The 16377-nt window shown below is 49.6% G+C and carries 19 protein-coding genes, 1 riboswitch and 1 other annotated feature; of the genes, 8 read left to right on the plus strand and 11 right to left on the minus strand.

What is annotated here, in order from left to right:
• Positions 1-84: 84 nt before the first annotated feature.
• From ACWOEX_RS02880 to lacA, 5 genes are all read right to left on the minus strand, one after another.
• The gene (locus ACWOEX_RS02880) at positions 85-429 is read right to left on the minus strand and encodes a hypothetical protein (protein WP_455297820.1); all 345 of its coding nucleotides are present in this window, start codon (positions 427-429) and stop codon (positions 85-87) included.
• Between the two features lie 102 nt (positions 430-531).
• Positions 532-1311, minus strand: a complete 780-nt coding sequence (locus tag ACWOEX_RS02885) for a DeoR/GlpR family DNA-binding transcription regulator (RefSeq protein WP_455297822.1) — start codon at positions 1309-1311, stop codon at positions 532-534.
• A gap of 88 nt (positions 1312-1399) precedes the next feature.
• The gene (locus ACWOEX_RS02890) at positions 1400-2335 is read right to left on the minus strand and encodes a hexose kinase (RefSeq protein WP_455297824.1); all 936 of its coding nucleotides are present in this window, start codon (positions 2333-2335) and stop codon (positions 1400-1402) included.
• A gap of 76 nt (positions 2336-2411) precedes the next feature.
• Positions 2412-2927, minus strand: coding sequence for a galactose-6-phosphate isomerase subunit LacB (lacB, locus tag ACWOEX_RS02895; RefSeq protein ID WP_455297826.1), 516 nt, complete (start codon positions 2925-2927; stop codon positions 2412-2414).
• Positions 2928-2955: 28 nt separating this feature from the next.
• The gene (lacA, locus tag ACWOEX_RS02900) at positions 2956-3384 is read right to left on the minus strand and encodes a galactose-6-phosphate isomerase subunit LacA (RefSeq protein WP_455297828.1); all 429 of its coding nucleotides are present in this window, start codon (positions 3382-3384) and stop codon (positions 2956-2958) included.
• A gap of 317 nt (positions 3385-3701) precedes the next feature.
• Here lacA and ACWOEX_RS02905 point away from each other — a divergent pair, with 317 nt between their 5' ends.
• From ACWOEX_RS02905 to ACWOEX_RS02915, 3 genes are all read left to right on the plus strand, one after another.
• A complete protein-coding gene (locus tag ACWOEX_RS02905; protein WP_455297830.1) occupies positions 3702-4403 on the plus strand; it encodes a glucosamine-6-phosphate deaminase in 702 nt (233 codons plus the stop codon).
• 16 nt (positions 4404-4419) lie between these two features.
• On the plus strand, positions 4420-5388 hold the full coding sequence (gene manA / locus ACWOEX_RS02910) for a mannose-6-phosphate isomerase, class I (RefSeq protein ID WP_455297831.1): 969 nt from the start codon (positions 4420-4422) through the stop codon (positions 5386-5388).
• 72 nt (positions 5389-5460) lie between these two features.
• Positions 5461-5979 (plus strand): ECF transporter S component, encoded by a 519-nt coding sequence (locus tag ACWOEX_RS02915; protein WP_455297833.1) that lies wholly within the window; start codon positions 5461-5463, stop codon positions 5977-5979.
• A gap of 41 nt (positions 5980-6020) precedes the next feature.
• Here ACWOEX_RS02915 and ACWOEX_RS02920 read toward each other — a convergent pair whose 3' ends face one another.
• From ACWOEX_RS02920 to ACWOEX_RS02935, 4 genes are read right to left on the minus strand one after another with little or no spacing between them, the layout of a single operon-like run.
• Positions 6021-6392, minus strand: coding sequence for a DUF956 family protein (locus tag ACWOEX_RS02920; RefSeq protein WP_455297835.1), 372 nt, complete (start codon positions 6390-6392; stop codon positions 6021-6023).
• Between the two features lies 1 nt (position 6393).
• A complete protein-coding gene (locus ACWOEX_RS02925; protein ID WP_455297837.1) occupies positions 6394-7344 on the minus strand; it encodes a PTS system mannose/fructose/sorbose family transporter subunit IID in 951 nt (316 codons plus the stop codon).
• A gap of 11 nt (positions 7345-7355) precedes the next feature.
• The gene (locus ACWOEX_RS02930; protein WP_455297838.1) at positions 7356-8168 is read right to left on the minus strand and encodes a PTS mannose/fructose/sorbose transporter subunit IIC; all 813 of its coding nucleotides are present in this window, start codon (positions 8166-8168) and stop codon (positions 7356-7358) included.
• Between the two features lie 15 nt (positions 8169-8183).
• On the minus strand, positions 8184-9194 hold the full coding sequence (locus tag ACWOEX_RS02935) for a PTS sugar transporter subunit IIB (RefSeq protein WP_455297840.1): 1011 nt from the start codon (positions 9192-9194) through the stop codon (positions 8184-8186).
• A 184-nt stretch (positions 9195-9378) separates the two neighbouring features.
• Between ACWOEX_RS02935 and ACWOEX_RS02940 the strand changes: the two genes are divergently transcribed.
• From ACWOEX_RS02940 to ACWOEX_RS02960, 5 genes are all read left to right on the plus strand, one after another.
• Positions 9379-10335 carry a Gfo/Idh/MocA family protein gene (locus ACWOEX_RS02940; RefSeq protein ID WP_455298164.1) on the plus strand — a complete coding sequence of 319 codons (957 nt, stop codon included), beginning with the start codon at positions 9379-9381 and terminating at the stop codon, positions 10333-10335.
• A gap of 75 nt (positions 10336-10410) precedes the next feature.
• A riboswitch (TPP riboswitch) is annotated at positions 10411-10515 on the plus strand.
• Positions 10516-10584: 69 nt separating this feature from the next.
• Positions 10585-11343, plus strand: a complete 759-nt coding sequence (locus ACWOEX_RS02945) for an ABC transporter permease (protein ID WP_455297842.1) — start codon at positions 10585-10587, stop codon at positions 11341-11343.
• Positions 11344-11348: 5 nt separating this feature from the next.
• A complete protein-coding gene (locus ACWOEX_RS02950) occupies positions 11349-12371 on the plus strand; it encodes an ABC transporter substrate-binding protein (protein WP_455297843.1) in 1023 nt (340 codons plus the stop codon).
• Positions 12372-12388: 17 nt separating this feature from the next.
• Complete coding sequence (locus ACWOEX_RS02955; protein ID WP_455297845.1) at positions 12389-13129, plus strand: ABC transporter ATP-binding protein; 741 nt, start codon at positions 12389-12391, stop codon at positions 13127-13129.
• Positions 13129-13857, plus strand: a complete 729-nt coding sequence (locus ACWOEX_RS02960) for a TatD family hydrolase (protein WP_455297847.1) — start codon at positions 13129-13131, stop codon at positions 13855-13857. The genes ACWOEX_RS02955 and ACWOEX_RS02960 overlap by 1 nt, the downstream gene beginning before the upstream one ends.
• 46 nt (positions 13858-13903) lie before the next feature.
• Here ACWOEX_RS02960 and ACWOEX_RS02965 read toward each other — a convergent pair whose 3' ends face one another.
• On the minus strand, positions 13904-15112 hold the full coding sequence (locus ACWOEX_RS02965; RefSeq protein ID WP_455297849.1) for a M20 family metallopeptidase: 1209 nt from the start codon (positions 15110-15112) through the stop codon (positions 13904-13906).
• 31 nt (positions 15113-15143) lie between these two features.
• Positions 15144-15983, minus strand: coding sequence for a MetQ/NlpA family ABC transporter substrate-binding protein (locus tag ACWOEX_RS02970; RefSeq protein ID WP_455297851.1), 840 nt, complete (start codon positions 15981-15983; stop codon positions 15144-15146).
• A gap of 68 nt (positions 15984-16051) precedes the next feature.
• Positions 16052-16290, minus strand: a binding site (T-box leader).
• Positions 16291-16377 lie beyond the last annotated feature (87 nt).

Here is a 16377-nt window from a genome sequence, read left to right on the forward strand (position 1 = left end):
TGAAAAATAATCGATAGATAAGTCGACATAAACAAAAGCTGGTGACGACCTACGCATGTAGGCTCACCAGCTTTTTTGTGTGGGTTAAATCAACCCCAATAGCTTCAACACCGAAACTTCCAACAACGGTAAGCTGTATGGCTCACTCTGATCATTGAAGACGCTGTTGATAATTTCCCAGCAGTCCATTTCATCCGCCGTGAAGTCGATATCGTCGTCTTCCGCGTAATTGGGTAGCGTCATGGCGAAATAATGCAGTTTACTGAGAAAGATGAAGTCATTGATATCCTTGTTTTTCTTGAGAATAGGCAGATATTCATTTACATAGGCGGTCGTTCTTGCGTTCGGATTGGTTCGGTTCAAAAGTTGTTGAAGCTTGATAACAGCAGCGAATAATTCGTCAATCGATGGTGTTTCCTGTGATTTCATCTCTTCCGCCTCCCATTTCTTAAATCGCTATCATCGTATTCCTATCATGGCTAAAAGTAAAGCAAACAAAAACCGGACGCATGGTGACGTCCGGGCGATTGATTAGTATAGCGGTTCCTCTGGCATGTCCGCCAAGATACGCTTGTCTTCGTGTCCGAGGATCTGCAGGGCATCATCGTTTGGATTGATGATGTAGTGAGAGATGTCGTTCATTGCGTAGAAGGCGTAGAAGTCCTTCTTGCCGACTTTGGAGTCGTCGATGAGGAGGAAACGCTCGGCCGCATTGTTTAGGGCGATTTTCTGTGAGACGCCTTCCTCGAAGGTGGCCGTCATGATCTGATCGTTAGAGACGGCGTTGGCACTGCAGAACGTTTTGTCGAAATACATGCTCTCCAACGTCTGGCAGGCGATGTCGCCGTGGAAGGACTGCGTGATTTTACGGATAGCACCGCCGATCAAGTAGAGAGAGAGGTCGTTATCCGAATGATTCAAGGTCTGGAAGACGGGCAGGCAGTTCGTGATCACACGAATGTTGTCCTGTTGAATGAATCCCGCCAGCATTTCGATGGTCGTCCCAGGCCCTAAGAAAATCGTGTCGCCTTCTTCGATGAAAGACGCGGCTTTCTTCGCGACGGCCGTTTTTTCGTCAATATTTAGGATCTGTTTGTCTTTGTGTGAGAGTTCGTGGCGCAGGAAATTATTTTCGGTCGCAATCGCACCGCCTCTGACACGGACGAGTTTGCCGGACGCTTCTAATTCGTCGAAGTCACGCCTCACCGTCATGTCGGAGACGTCCAGACTGTCGACAATGTCGTTCACGCTCACCGTGCCCTGGGTGTTCAGGCGTTTGAGGATTTCCAGTTGCCGTTCTTCTTTGAGCATAGGTTGCCTTTCTACTGTAATAAAATAGGAACATCCAACGTGAATGTTCCCAGTGTGATGTCATGTGTTTTGTGTTGTTGTGTTTAGATTAGATTTCTTCGATCTCAATCTGATCGTGTAATTGTGGGAAGTTGGCTTTGTTGATGTAGCCCGTTTTTTCTTCTTGGGCGTTCAACATCCCGCATGTCATGCCGTATTTGAGGATTTCCTCAGCGCTCAATCCACGCGCGATCGCTACCGCAAAACCAGCGATGGTTGAGTCACCGGAACCGACCGGGTTAACGACGTGGTCTAGGGTAGGGATGTTGGCTTTGTAGCATTTGTCGCCGATACGTCCGATTGCGCCGTCCTTACCGAGAGAGACGATCACGCATTCGATGCCTTTGAGTTCGTCGGAGAGAAGCACGTCTTTGAGTTCGTCCGTGCTGTTGATCTCGCGTCCGAGCAACGCAGCGAGTTCCGCATCGTTCGGTTTGATCAAGACCGGTTTGTGTTCGGCTTTGATAGATGCTTCGAGCGCCTGGTTTGACGTGTCGAGTAGGACTTTCACGTGACAGTCATCGCACATTTCAATCAACTGACTATAGAATTCCGGATCCAATCCCTGTGGCAGACTGCCGGACAAAGTCACAACGTCCGCGTCGTCTAAAAGTTGTTCAAAGTGCTTGATGAAGGCGCGTTTTTCGTCGTCTGAGATGGTTGGGCCAGCTTCCAAGATTTCCGTTTGGTTACCGCCATCGTGCAAGAGTGCGATCGATTCACGCGTGCTGCCAGCGATTTCTGTAAATGCGCTCGTAATGCCGTCGTTTTCAGCGAGGACGATTAATTCCTTACCGTAGTTACCGCCAACGAAGCCGGTCGCAGTGACGTCTTCGCCGAGTGCCTGAGCGACACGGGAAACGTTGAGTCCTTTACCCCCAGCGGTACGGCTGACGGTTTTGACACGGTTCACGTTATCGACGTCCAAGTGTTCCAATGGATAGGAAATGTCGATCGATGGATTCAAGGTCACGGTTAATATCATGGGTTAGCCTCCTAAAATGTTTTGTATCCCAAGTTTACCATAAAAACAATGAAAAACCGCGCGCGTTTCAAAAGATTTAGTCGTGGTAGACGCCAGCGTCCCATTTTCTGAGCTCTTCCGCGAAGAAGTCTGGGTCGTGTTTGGCTGGATCGTGGCTCTCCAAGTCAGCGATCTTTTGGATCAGTTTCTGGTTTTCTGGGGTTGGGTTGTACGGCTCGTTCACGAACGCTTCGATGATGTCTTCCATCAAGAACTGACCGGAGATCGTACCACCGAATGCGATCACGTTGGCATCGAGTTCGCGGCGTGCGTAGAGAGCGGAAGTCATGTCACGCACTAAAGCTGCACGGACGCCTTCGACTTTGTTGGCGCTGTTTGAGATCCCAACACCCGTCCCACATAAAACGACACCGAAGTCCACATCGCCGTTGTAGACGAGTTCGCCGACCTGTTTACCGTAGATTGGGTAGTGAGTACGTACGAAGCCGTGTGTGCCAACGTCGATCACTTCGTGGCCTTTTTCGCGTAAGGTGTCCGCAACTTTAATCTTCATGTCTGTCACAATATGATCATTTCCGATAGCGATTTTCATAAGTGATGTTCCTCCTTAATCTCTTGTCCTAGCACAATGCATTCATCATGTCGACGCGCACTTGGTGACGGCCACCGTCGTAGTCGGCTGATGTGAATTCTTTGACGATATTTTTGGCGAGTTCGGTACCGACAATTTCCTGTCCCATCGTGATGAGGCGGGCGTTGTTGTGGCGGCGTGTCATGTAGGCGGTACGTTCATCGGAGAGTTCAGCTGCCACGATGCCTTGATGTTTGGAAGCTGCCATGAAGCTACCAACGCCATATTTATCGATAGCGATGGCGATCGCTTTTTCATCTGCGTTCAATGCGTCAACAATCGCATTGGTCGATTCTACAAAATCTTCTGCGGGTGTTTCGGTCACATCTATCACGTCGTGTCCTTCTGCTTTCAAGTAATCGATCAACTGCGCCTTGAGCGTTTCGCCGTCGCGGTCACAACCAATAATGACTTTCATACTAAATACTCCTTTTCTAAACAATAGTTAACGTTTAATTTGTTTATTTATGTTTGTTTATAGTTTAATATTTGTTTGAAAGTGTGTCAAATAGAAATTCAAAAAGTTTATAGATGTTTGGATAACAGCGCTCGAATCTGATCAAGAAAGCGGATTTTTGATTGTGGTAATAGGGAACGCAGCTGAGCGTTTAAATTTGAGCGTTTGGGCGTTATATCCTATAGTAGATGTATCGTGATATTTTTCATTTATTAAGCGCCGAAAACAGTGAAATTGTGCTACACTGAAAACACGAACACTGAATTGGAGGATTGACAATGGAAATTAAGACTTTCAACACTGCAGCAGAAGCTTCACGCGAAGCCTTTATTCAATATCGTGATTTATTAGAGGAAGGCCCAAGTGTCTTCGGGTTAGCGACAGGTTCCACACCAACTGAACTCTACCGCTTGCTTCGTGAGTCCGACTTAGACTTTTCACGTTCCATCTCATTCAACTTGGATGAATACCTCGGTTTGCCTGCGGATCACCCACAGAGCTACCAATACTTCATGCATGAACAGTTGATGGACGCGAAACCATTCCAACATTCCTACTTCTTGAACGGAATGAACACCGACGAACAGGAAGAAACATCTCACTACGAAGACTTGTTGGAAAAACACCCAATCGAATTACAGTTATTGGGTCTCGGTCGCAACGGCCACATCGGTTTTAACGAACCGGGCAGTTCTTTTGAATCGAAGACGCGCAAAGTTGGCTTGACGGAATCAACGATCGATGCCAACAAACGTTTCTTCGAACGTGAAGAAGACGTGCCACGTTACGCGTACAGTATGGGTATCGGCTCCATCATGAAGGCTGAAAAGATTATTTTGATGGCTTTCGGTGAAGATAAAGCAGAGGCTGTCCGTGCGATGGTGAACGATGAACCGTCCGAAGACGTACCCGCAACTGCACTGCAGAACCACGACAACGTGTTAATTCTTTTAGATAAGGACGCTGCGAAATTATTGTAGAAAGCAGGTGACTGGGATGGCGTACAACCGTCCAATCTATCTCTCTCCCGCCTTCCGTGAAAAAGTATGGGGTGGGAATTATATCAAGGAAGCATTCGGTTTCGACACACCGAGCGATCACACGGGTGAAGCGTGGCTGATCAGTGCCTACAAGGATGATCAGAGTCTCGTTCTCGAGCCTTCGCCGTATGCGGGAATGGGACTTCGTGACCTTTACGATGCACACCCAGAGCTGTTCGGCGAGCCGCATCCGGAACGCTTTCCACTGCTCGTGAAATTACTCGATGCGAAGGATGATCTCTCCGTTCAGGTGCATCCAGGCGACGACTACGCGCTCGAACACGAGGATGACCTCGGCAAGACCGAATCCTGGTACATTATGGATACGAAACCGGGCACGACGTTAGTTTACGGACACAATGCGGAGACGAAGGCACAGTTCGATCAGATGGTGGATGATGGCGCATGGGATAAGTTGTTGCGCCACGTCCCTGTTCAAAAGGACGACTTCTACTACGTACCGAGTGGGACGATTCATGCGTTAGAAGCCGGCACTGCCGTGATCGAAACGCAGCAGAGTTCTGACGTGACGTACCGTGTCTATGACTACGATCGCCCGGACACTTCCGGACAGTTGCGCGAGCTTCACTTGGACGATGCCAAGGCTGTGACTAACGTCCCAGATCAACTAGAAAAACAAGAGCCGATCACGACACAGATCGGTGATAGCGAATTGACACAGTTTGTCGATGCGACTTACTTCAGCGTCTACAGAGCGGAAATTCACAGTGAAGCAACTTACGACTTACCTGAGAATTACTACTTACTGACAGTGATTGAAGGTGAAGGGGAGCTTGTGATCGACGGTGAGAGTACACCTTTGAAACTATCTGATTCGTTGATTTTGCCGACGGATGTTACTGAGGCGACGATTACGGGTAACCTCACTATCATCGCGTCGCATCCGAATTTCAAAGCGGAATAGTTAATGTTTGCGCTTACCTCCTACGTTTGCATGATAGGCATATCACGGACTATCGTTAGGAGGTGAACGCTCATGAATCTGAAACGCGCCATGATCTTAGCGATGATTGTCGCCCTCAACGTTGCGATGGCATTCTTTATTTTGATTCCTGTTCCTGCAACGAACGGTAATATTAATCTATGCGATGCGGGAATTATTTTCGCGGCGTTGTTGTACGGCAAGCGAGAAGGTGCCATTGTCGGCGGTTTGAGTGGCTTGTTGCTCGATCTCGTTTCGGGCTATGCGATTTTCATGCCATTCTCACTCGTCGTCCACGGTCTCGAAGGTTTTGCGGTCGGTGCGATTGCCAAGCGCGACGATAATAAATCCAAAGCGCTCGCAATTGTGGTCGGCGCCATTATCGTCGTATCACTAATACCATTCGCTACGGTGTCACGGCTGGGATTCCGGGATTATTCACCGATACCATTCAAGCCGTTGTCGGTAGCGTGGTCGGTCTCGTACTGTACCATATCTTGCACCGTGTACCGCAAGTACAGAACAGTTAAACAGCAGCATAGCAATAGAAAAAGCGTTTTGAGCACTCGTTGACTCAAAACGCTTTTTTGGTTGCAAGTAATTAATGATTGTCGTTATTTCTTCTTGAAGAGATGGCGGAAGTTCTCACGCTGACGACTAAACGTTTCGCGTGGGAGATGTTTCCGCATGACTTTCAAGGTTTCCTTGGCATCCTTCACGATAAATTCAAAGGACGACGTGGTATTATCTTCGGTCGTTTGAATGGTGAAACCGCGGACGTAGCGGTCGAAGAACATGAACTGTACCTGAACCGCTGAGATGGATTGCCACGGAATTTGAATATAACCGCGCGATTTTTCACTCTGGAATTCAACCCCCTTGTTCCCGATCAGTAAGACGCCGGATTGTGGATTCATGGGTTGATAATTCGAGTTGGCGCGAGTTGCGTAGTCGATCTCATCATTCAGTGGGCGATAGTCGACCATCTTAGGACATGATTCCTAGTGCGTTGAAGATGATACCAAGCAAGAAGATCAAGAGAATGATCTTGATTGGGCTGACGTTCTTACGTAACAACCAGATACAGAAGAAGGTCAACGCGAGTGGCATCATTCCTGGCAAGATTTGTTGGAAGATGTCGCCTAAGGTCTGAACTGTCGTCGGGTTGACATTCAAGCCGTCGTTCATCTGGTTAATGACGTTTCGAATGGCGTCAGGACTCAGGATATTTTGGTTCACTTGTTGAACGAGTTCGTTGAAGTTCACCATTGAGTCCGCGGAGTTTTCGATCTCAGAAATCTTCATGGAGAAGTTCATCGTGGTCCAACGTGGCACGAGCACACCCATAACGAACATCCCTAAGATAGATGAACCGAGCGTGATTTTCTTGAGTAAACCACCGCTCAAGTCTTCGGTAATGCTTTCCCCTTGGCGGTACGCGAATTCCTGCGTGTACCACATGAAGCTGATACGGATCAGGTTCCAGAGCACAAAGAATAATAATGGCCCGAGCATACTCTGCGAGAGTGCGAGTGATGCGGCAAAGGCACCGATAACCGGACGGATCGTTCCCCAGAAGATTGGATCACCGACACCGGCTAACGGTCCCATCATACCGACCTTCACACTGTTGATCGTTGCATCGTCGATCGGGGTACCGTTCGCTTTTTCTTCTTCGAATGCCATCACGACACCGAGGATCGGTGCTTCAAGGTATGGATGACAGTTGAAGAACTCCAAGTGACGTTGGAGTGATTGTTTGTATTCTTCAGGATCTTTGTAGAGTTTCTTGAGTAAAGGCAACATCACGTAGGCCATACCAACGTTGTGCATACGTTCGAAGTTCCAGCAAGCCTGGATAAAGGTGAGTCGCCAGCTAATGTATAAGCGATCGCGTTTTGAGATTGTTACGCGTGGTTCTGCAGTTTGTTCACTCATCGCTGTACCTCCTATTCGTAGTCTTCGAGAATGGCATCGAGCGCGTCATCGACGGTTCCACCGCCGCCACCTGAGCCACCGTTTTGGTTATTTTTGTTGAATTGTGGAGCGAGCTGGATGTAGACGATCGCGAGGACCAACCCGATAATACCCATCGCTACCAAGTTCAAGGATGAAATGGCAGAAAGCGCAAAACCGAGGAAGAAGAACGGCCAGTTTTCACGGGTCGCCATCATGTTGATGACCATCGCGTAACCGACTGCAACGATCATCCCACCACCGACGTTCAATCCACCAGTCAACCATTCTGGAATGGATTGGAGGGCGTTAGTGACGACGTCAGTTGGTACGGCCAATACCGCAAGTGCTGGCAAGGCGATACGCATTCCTTGCATGAACAGTCCGGTGTAAGTTGCGACAACGACCCCGCGTGCGGAACCTGATTCAGCGGATTTGTCGGCGTAGTGACCGAGACCCACTGTTAAGGTACGAACGAAGATCGTCAACAACTGTCCGGCAATCGCTAATGGAATCGCGAGCGCAATCCCTTCGCTGATGTCGGCACCTTTGATGGTTACCAAGATGGAAGAAACGACACCGGCTAAGGCGGTATCTGGTGATGCAGCAGCACCGATATTCATCCATCCTAAAACGATCAGCTGCATTTGCCCACCGAGGAGTAATCCTTCAACGGGGTGTCCAGTCACGATACCGATCAAGGTACAAGTGATGATCGGTTGGTGAAGCTGGAACTGGTCGAGGATACTTCCGAAACCGGCAAAGAGGGCAACAATGAAAACAAGTAAATAACTAATAGCTGTCATGAGTTTTCCCTTTCCCTATGATTTCATTTCGTCGAGTATCTTTTTGAAGTCGCGCGGTTTGTCGTTCGGCACGGGTTGTGCGTAGAATTCGACACCATACTCATTCATCATGGTGCGGAAATCTTCGACATCCTGAGCATCGACAGAGACCGTGTTCGTGAGCATTGTTTTCCCGTTCGAGTGCGCCATCGAACCGACGTTCACACGTTTCAGTTCCACGCCGGCTTTCAAGGCAGCGAGCACGTCTTGCGGGGTTTCGAACAACAGCAAGGCGCGGGTGGTTCCGAAACGAGGATCCTTGTCGATTTCTGCAAATTTGCTGATCGGGATCACGTTTGAATACATCCCAGCCGGTGCCGCCTGACTGATCAAGGCTTTACGCATCTTGTCGTGTGCGACACTGTCGGAAACCACGATGATACGGTTCGGATTAGTGGCTTTCGCCCACCCAGTAGCGACCTGACCGTGCAAGAGACGCGTATCGATACGTGCGAGGACGTATTCGATCTTCCCGTCGCCGAGAACCGTGCCTTCTGGGATCATCCCGTTTGAAGCTACGGCTTTCGCATCAGTCGCATGTTCATCCGTTTTTTCTTCTGAAGCTACTGGTGCGGTATCCTTCTGCAGTGCTTCTGGGCGGACTTTGACACCTTCAGCAGCTGGTTTCAGGATGTTTTCTGCGATCTCATGTGCCGATTCACTCGCAAAACGTTGACCGAGTGCTTCGACCAACATCGGGAGGTTTAACCCCGTCACCATTGCGAAATTGTCCGGATGTTCCTCGAATAGGAGGTTCGCCTGATTGAACGGTGAGCCACCCCACAAATCGATCAAAAACAAAATCTCTTGGGTATCGCCGCCAAGTTTGTCGATAGCTTCCAAGAGATGCGCCCGCAAGTCTTCCGGACCTTCGTCGGGCTGGAAGGTAACTGCCTCCAATTGTTCTTGCGCTCCGAAGATCATTTCACCCGACTGTTTGATGCCGGCTGCGAAATCCCCGTGACTAGCAAGAATAATGCCTACCATAATATTCCCTCCTTGTAATTTTTTTTGACGCTCACAGGCTTGGGTAGTCCTGTAGAACGACTACACATTCACTATAGCAGACCGAGTTTCATCAGGGTGAGACTATGAAAATGAGTAATACCATATTATAATGGAAACGGTTGTTTGAAGAAAGGGGACGATTAAAATTTTAAAATTAGGAACTATCGGCACGAGCTGGATCACGGAATCCTTCATTAATGCCGCACTCGAAACAGGCCACTATGAACTGACATGGGTCTACAGCCGTCATGCGGATCATGCCGAACCGCTTGCAGCTCTCGGTGAAAATGCTAAAGTGACGACGGACCGCGAAGCCTTTTACAATGTAGATGATATCGATGTGATTTACGTCGCTGGACCGAACGCCTTGCACTTTCAACAGGCAAAACAGGCGCTCGAACACGGCAAGTCCGTCATCGTCGAAAAACCGATCGTGCAGTCTGCTGAGGAACTCAAAGAATTAGAAGCTATCGCAGCGGATAAAGGGCTCATTGTGGTTGAAGCCGCACGCCACGTCTTCGAACCGAATTTCAAGACAGTTAGAGAATACATCCACAAACATCGCGCGGACTTATCCGGGGCGGAACTCCACTACGGACAGTACTCGTCCAAATTCGACAGCTACTTGAACGGAGACAATCCGAACGTCTTTACTAAAGAATTCGCGGGTGGTGCGTTGAACGACCTCGGTGTCTACCTCGTCTATGCAGCGATCGCCTGGTTTGGTGAACCGACCGACGCGCACTACTTCCCACAGAAATTGGCGAGTGGTGTCGACGGCTCGGGAATGATCGTTTTAGGCTACGGCGATTTCAGCGTCTACCTACACGTCTCAAAACAGTACAACGATGAACAGCCGAGCGAGATCTACTTTGGCAAGCACACGCTGTCGTTGGACGGTATTCAGATGATTTCACGTGCGGAGCTGTTGGACGATGAAGCGGATGCGATCAGTGTCGAACCTGTCGATCAGGCGGCGTTATCCTTTGAAGCAGAAGAATTCGCACACTACATCATGCACGAAGACGACTACAAGACCGCGCACTGCGAACATCACCAGTTGATGCAGGCGGTTGTTCGCGTGATGGATCAGTTGCGTCCGGCTGTGTTTGGTGAGTAGTCGCAGACATAAAAATTGAGGATATTAACCAAAAGTGCTAGACTTTCAGTGAAAGTGTAACGCTTTCGTCATATGTGAATATGCAAGGGGAGTTCGTTCGGCGAACTGAGAGTGGATAGGATCCTGACCCTCGAACCTGATTTGGGTGATACCAACGTAGGAATGCACAAAGGCGATAATGGCGCAGTGGGGCTTCCTGCTGCGCTTTTTTATATGCTTTTGGAAATATAGACGAAAGGAGGCGGTTCAATGCGCAAAGCTTACTATCCGATCATTAGTTTTCTCATCGTGATCATTATTTGGCAGGTGGCGGTGACCGTATTCGGGACACCGAGTTATATCCTGCCGAGTCCACTCGCCGTCATTCGCGTCTGGTTCAATGAAATGCCGACGCTCGTTCCACATATGCTCGTGACGTTAATGGAATCGGTGATCGGTTTAGTGCTCGCAGCGACCTTTGCGTTCGTGATCGCGTTGTTGATGGATTACTGGCAGTTAATTTACCGCTCGGTCTATACGATGTTAGTGATCTCTCAGACCCTACCGATGATGGTTATCGGGCCACTGCTCACGCTCTGGTTCGGCTTCGGGTGGACACCGAAGATCATCCTCGTGATTTTGATGAGTTTCTTCTCCATCGTCGTGAACTTCACGCAGGGACTCAAAAGTGTGCCTGACGAACAGATGACGTTGATGCGGACGATGGGGGCGAGTGAGCGTCAGATCTATCGACTGATCAAGATTCCGATGGCGATGGATAATTTCTTCGCCGGACTGCAGATTGCGGCGACCTATGCGGCGGGTGGTGCGATCATCGGGGAATGGTTGAACGCCAAATCTGGTCTCGGTTACTACATGATCCGCGCGAACAGCGGGTACCAGATCAGCCGTGTCTTTGCGGCAATCATCTGGGTGGTGATCCTGAGTCTCAGTCTCACCGGCGTCACGATCCTTTTGCGAAAAATGTACCACCATTATTTATACAGACGAAACAGCACGAAAGGATGATATTCATGCATTTCTGGCAAAAAGCGAAGCGCCTCATGTTGGTACTCGGGGCGATGATCCTACTCGTTGCCTGTGGAAATCAACAGGCGGGCGATACGGAGAGTGCGCAATCCGACAACAATGATGCAGCAGAGGAAATCACCGTGATTTTGGATTACGTGCCGAATACGAACCACACGGGCCTCTACGTAGCGATGGACAAAGGCTATTTTGATGACGTAGGCATTAAGGTGAACGTGATCGAGCCGGGCGATGGTCAGACGAGTACCGGGATTGTCGGTGCGGGCCGTGCGCAATTCGGCTACAGTATCCAGGAAGATGTGACGTATGCCCACCAAGGCGATGATCAGATTCCAGTCACTGCACTCGCAGCGATTATCGAACACAACACGTCTGGTTTCTACTCCTTAGCGAGCGAAAACATCACCTCACCGAAAGACTTCGAAGGTAAAGTTTACGGTGGTTGGCAGGCGCCGACTGAGGAAGCGATTATCAGAGCTGTGATGACAGAAGCAGGTGCCAACTTCGACAAGCTCACCATGGTCGGCGATACCGGTAACGGCGCTGAAGATCTCGGTCAGGACATCGACATTAAATGGTTCTTCCAAGGTTGGGATGGCGTCTTTGCGGAACAGCAGGGGATTGACTTAAACGCCATTATGGTGCGTGAGTTGAACGAAAACTTGGACTACTACACACCGTTGATTATCGGTAATGACGCATTTGTTCAGGATAACCCCAAACTCACCAAGAACTTTATCCAAGCCTTAAAACACGGGTACCAAGACGCGATAGCTAATCCTGAAGAAGCGACTGATATCTTGATCAATTACACGGAAGGGATGGAAAGAGACGACCTCCTCGCTTCGCAGGAATACTTGAGCAATGTCTATGCGTCCGATCCTGAACAGTGGGGGCACATGGAAGCTGACAGATGGGATAACTACACCAAGTTTATGCTGGAACATGATTTGATCGACCGCGACATCCCATCTGATGAAATGTTTACTAACGAATACGTTGATTAATTAAAGGAGCGAATGTGATGAGCATTCAAATTGAGCATCTGACGCTCGGATTCGATGAATTGCGCGTGTTGGACGACGTTACGCTGACGGTCGAAGCCGGTGAATTCGTCTCTTTGATTGCGCCGAGTGGGGCGGGAAAATCGACCTTGATCAAGGCGCTGTCCGGTATTTTGACACCGGATCAGGGCAAGATTACGGTCGACGGTCAGGCGAACGACGGCCTTTCCACAGCGTTCAGCTACATGCCACAGGATCATCTGTTGTTGCCGTGGCTGACGTTGCGTGAAAATGCAGTGCTCTGGCATCGGATCAATAAGCAACCGATCGACGAACAACAACTCGAGGAGCGCCTCAAGGTATTTGGCCTCTGGGATTATCGCGACTTTATCCCGGAAGAATTATCCGGTGGGTTACGACAGCGCGCCGCTCTGCTTCGAAGCGTCAATAATCCCGCCAAGTATCTCCTGCTCGACGAACCGTTCGGCGCTCTGGACTCGATGACGCGCACGATCATGCAGGACTGGTTTCTTCATTTGTCATCGGATATTAAGCGGACGACCCTGCTCGTCACGCACGATATCGAGGAAGCCATCTATCTCAGCTCCAAAGTCATCGTGCTCTCGAAGCGACCGATGCACGTAAAGGAAATCTTCGACATTACAGCGCCGTTTGAATCGCGCGATCGGCAATGGCTCGCCAGTCAGGAACCGCTTCGTTCGAAGATTTTTGATGGGTTGCATGCGAGTGGGGATGCCTAATGTGGAGCGATGCGCATACGCACCTCGAACAGTATCAACCGTACGCGGATTACCTGAAAAGGATGGACATACGTGCAATCGTTAATAGCCAAACACCGACTGAATGGCAGTGGAATCAGCGGGCACTTGCGGAAGCTCATCATGTGACGACCAGTTATGGCGTCCACCCGTGGGATAGCGACCGCGGCGTGACGGCTGATGATCTTAATTGCTTGCGAGCAGCACCAGTGATCGGTGAAATCGGGCTCGATCAGGAGTGGACAGCTATTCCGTTGACGGTACAACAATTGGTTTTTGAGAAACAGCTCGCACTAGCGACCGCATGGCAAAAACCCGTCATTCTCCACACCAAAGCCGCGGAACGGGAAGTGTTAGAAACGATTCAACACTATCCCACCCGCTACCTCATTCACTGGTACGACTGCCCGGATTATATTGAAGACTTTATCCAATGCGACTGCTGGTTTTCGATCGGTCCAGATGTCGATTGTGCACCACATGTTCAACGTCTCGCCAGACGTGTCCCAACGGATAAACTCTTACTTGAAACGGACGGGTTGCGTTCTGTCGACTGGGCATATGGGATTGAACGTGAAGGGCTGCCAGCACCAGAACGTTGGGTAGCGGCACTCGAAGCGAGCGCTTGGGTCATTGCTGAACTGCGTGGGACAACGGTTGAAGCGATCCTTACTCGAAGTGCACAGAATTTAGAGAAATTTTTACAGTAAAAAAAAGGGAAGCTGCGTTGCTTTGGCAGTTTCCCTTTTTTGTTGGTTAGTGTTTTTCTTGTAAGCGTAGGTTTTCAGCGTGTTGTGCTTTGATGCGTTCGAGAAGTTGTTCGTCTTCGTAGAGATCCAAAGCGGTGAGGGCGAGCAGTTTGGCAGCGATCGGAATGGAATTCATCCCGCGTTCGCTAAGTGCTGCGGCTTTGAAGGCTTCGGAATGCCCTGGAATATCGACATCTGAAATCAACGTGTAAGGTTCGATCGTTGGGACAACGTGACTGACGTTCCCAACGTCGGAGGAACCGGAGGACATGGACGTGGTCTCGATTTCAGATTCAGGAATATGCAGATCCTTGTAGTGGGCGGCGTAGACCTCTTCGAAGAGTGGCGTTAAGACCATATCGTCGACTGCGTTTTGGAAGAGTCCAAATTCGTAGGTGGTCCCTGTGGTTAGGGCGGCACCGGCGACGACTTTTTCGACTTTATCGTAGACATCCTGGGCGGTGAATTTCGAGTTGGCACGCAAGTAGAAGCGTGCCGACGCATAATCTGGAATCACGTTCGGCGCCTCACCACCGTTCGTGATCACGCCGTGGATATTGACGTCTTCTGGCAGATAGAGACGGAGCGCGTTAATGCCGTTATACGTTTGGATCAGGGCTTCGAGGGCACTGCGACCATCTTCTGGATTTCCGGCAGCATGCGCCGACTTGCCGTGGAAGACGATATCGACTGGTTTGACCGCTTTGAGTCGGGCAGTCGGACGATATTTGACACCGGGATGCGTGGATAGCGCTGCATCGACATCATCGAAGTAGCCGTACTTGACGAAACTACCTTTCGCAGAGCCGTTTTCGCCGCCTTCTTCCCCGGGTGTCCCGTAGACGCGGATCTCACCACCGACGTCATCGATGACTTGCTTCAAAGCGGCGGCCGCAAGAATCGAATAGTTACCGTAGAGGTTGTGTCCACAGGCGTGGCCGATACCGGGTAGGGCGTCGTATTCAGCGAGTAGGACGATGGTTGCACCAGGTTTTGACGCTTTGTAGCGTGCGTCAAAGGCAGTCGGATGACCGGCGACATTCTTCTCCACATGGAATCCATAAGACGTCAACTGTCCAGAGAGTAAGTCAGAACTGTAATATTCGTGGTTGCTGACTTCTGGATGTGCATGGATCGCTTTAGCGAGTTCCTGATTCGTGTGGTAGTTGTCGTCGATATATTTTTTGATGGTGAGTTGATGGTCTTTGGTGCCCATAACGCACACCCCTTTCAAACGTTAAATATAATTATTTGCGACCGTAATCTTCCCAGGCCGCGATGCTTGCGCCTTTATCGCGTTCTTTAATCGCTTTTTTGGTTTCTTCAGTCTGATAGTAGTCTACCACCTTTTTGAAGGTTGGATTATCTTCATCTTCTTTGCGAGCGGCGATCACGTTAACGAATGGTTTGGAGTTTTCATCTACCGGTTCGAGATAGATCGGATCGTTGACCGGATCGAATCCGGAATCGTCAGCCACACCACTATTAATCACGGCCGCATCGACATCGCTCAGTGAACGCGCAATCTGTGCGGCGTCGAGTTCGGTAATTTTGAAGTTGTGTGGATTTTCCGCAATGTCGCCGACAGTTGGTGATGCCGGTGCATCGTCAGCTAGCGTGATGAGGTTTGCGGATTCTAAGAGATGCAGTGCACGTCCACCGTTCGTGACGTCATTCGGGATGGCAATTTCACTGCCGTCTTGAATGTCTTCAACATTTTCGACACGGTCGGAGTAGAGTCCCATCGGCGCGATGACGGTGTTTCCGATACTGACGATATCGGTACCGAATTCCTTATTGTAGTTGGTGAGGAAGTCGATATGTTGGAAGGCGTTCAGATCGATTTCACCATCTGCAAGCGCGCGGTTTGGTTGCGAGTAGTCCGTGAAGTTGACGTACTCGAGGTCGATCCCTTCGTTTTCTGCTAAGCGCTCTTTGACACTATCCCAAACGTCCGTGTCCGCACCCATGACGCCGAGTTTGACGGTTTCTTCGGATGCTTGCTTGCCACACGCAACGACAAAAACAAGTGCGAGCGCGAGTACCGTTAATTGCGTGAACCATTTCTTGAATTTCTGTGACTTCATTTCCAATACCTCCATATCTGTACGAAACAAAAAAACGTCCTTTTACCCATCACTCAGCCTGTGACAGATAAAAGGACGCTTAAGACAACGTGTTACCACCTTTATTCAGAGGATTCCTCCTCCCTCAGTCCGACGATGCGCAGTGGCATGATCGGCTTTCCAGTTATCGGTGGAACAACCGTAACAGTCTACTTATCGACCGTTAGCCCTCAGAGACCATGGTTCAATGCCGTTCCCAAGAATCTCGCACCAACCGATTCCTCTCTGCATGGGTCAAACATTTACTGCTTCTCCTCAACGGGAATTATTCAACTGAACAGCATTAAGTATAAACGGTCGCACCAAAAATTCTGATGTTAAAATATATCACTATTGATCGCTCGAGTCGATCATC

It is taken from the genome of Aerococcus vaginalis, from assembly GCF_053762225.1.

Bases quoted from the DNA above. Each gene is read 5' to 3' on its own strand.
- ACWOEX_RS02880 (WP_455297820.1), bottom strand. From the start codon at position 429: ATGAAATCACAGGAAACACCATCGATTGACGAATTATTCGCTGCTGTT.
- ACWOEX_RS02885 (WP_455297822.1), bottom strand. From the start codon at position 1,311: ATGCTCAAAGAAGAACGGCAACTGGAAATCCTCAAACGCCTGAACACC.
- ACWOEX_RS02890 (WP_455297824.1), bottom strand. From the start codon at position 2,335: ATGATATTAACCGTGACCTTGAATCCATCGATCGACATTTCCTATCCA.
- lacB (WP_455297826.1), bottom strand. From the start codon at position 2,927: ATGAAAATCGCTATCGGAAATGATCATATTGTGACAGACATGAAGATT.
- lacA (WP_455297828.1), bottom strand. From the start codon at position 3,384: ATGAAAGTCATTATTGGTTGTGACCGCGACGGCGAAACGCTCAAGGCG.
- ACWOEX_RS02905 (WP_455297830.1), top strand. From the start codon at position 3,702: ATGGAAATTAAGACTTTCAACACTGCAGCAGAAGCTTCACGCGAAGCC.
- manA (WP_455297831.1), top strand. From the start codon at position 4,420: ATGGCGTACAACCGTCCAATCTATCTCTCTCCCGCCTTCCGTGAAAAA.
- ACWOEX_RS02915 (WP_455297833.1), top strand. From the start codon at position 5,461: ATGAATCTGAAACGCGCCATGATCTTAGCGATGATTGTCGCCCTCAAC.
- ACWOEX_RS02920 (WP_455297835.1), bottom strand. From the start codon at position 6,392: ATGGTCGACTATCGCCCACTGAATGATGAGATCGACTACGCAACTCGC.
- ACWOEX_RS02925 (WP_455297837.1), bottom strand. From the start codon at position 7,344: ATGAGTGAACAAACTGCAGAACCACGCGTAACAATCTCAAAACGCGAT.
- ACWOEX_RS02930 (WP_455297838.1), bottom strand. From the start codon at position 8,168: ATGACAGCTATTAGTTATTTACTTGTTTTCATTGTTGCCCTCTTTGCC.
- ACWOEX_RS02935 (WP_455297840.1), bottom strand. From the start codon at position 9,194: ATGGTAGGCATTATTCTTGCTAGTCACGGGGATTTCGCAGCCGGCATC.
- ACWOEX_RS02945 (WP_455297842.1), top strand. From the start codon at position 10,585: ATGCGCAAAGCTTACTATCCGATCATTAGTTTTCTCATCGTGATCATT.
- ACWOEX_RS02950 (WP_455297843.1), top strand. From the start codon at position 11,349: ATGCATTTCTGGCAAAAAGCGAAGCGCCTCATGTTGGTACTCGGGGCG.
- ACWOEX_RS02955 (WP_455297845.1), top strand. From the start codon at position 12,389: ATGAGCATTCAAATTGAGCATCTGACGCTCGGATTCGATGAATTGCGC.
- ACWOEX_RS02960 (WP_455297847.1), top strand. From the start codon at position 13,129: ATGTGGAGCGATGCGCATACGCACCTCGAACAGTATCAACCGTACGCG.
- ACWOEX_RS02965 (WP_455297849.1), bottom strand. From the start codon at position 15,112: ATGGGCACCAAAGACCATCAACTCACCATCAAAAAATATATCGACGAC.
- ACWOEX_RS02970 (WP_455297851.1), bottom strand. From the start codon at position 15,983: ATGAAGTCACAGAAATTCAAGAAATGGTTCACGCAATTAACGGTACTC.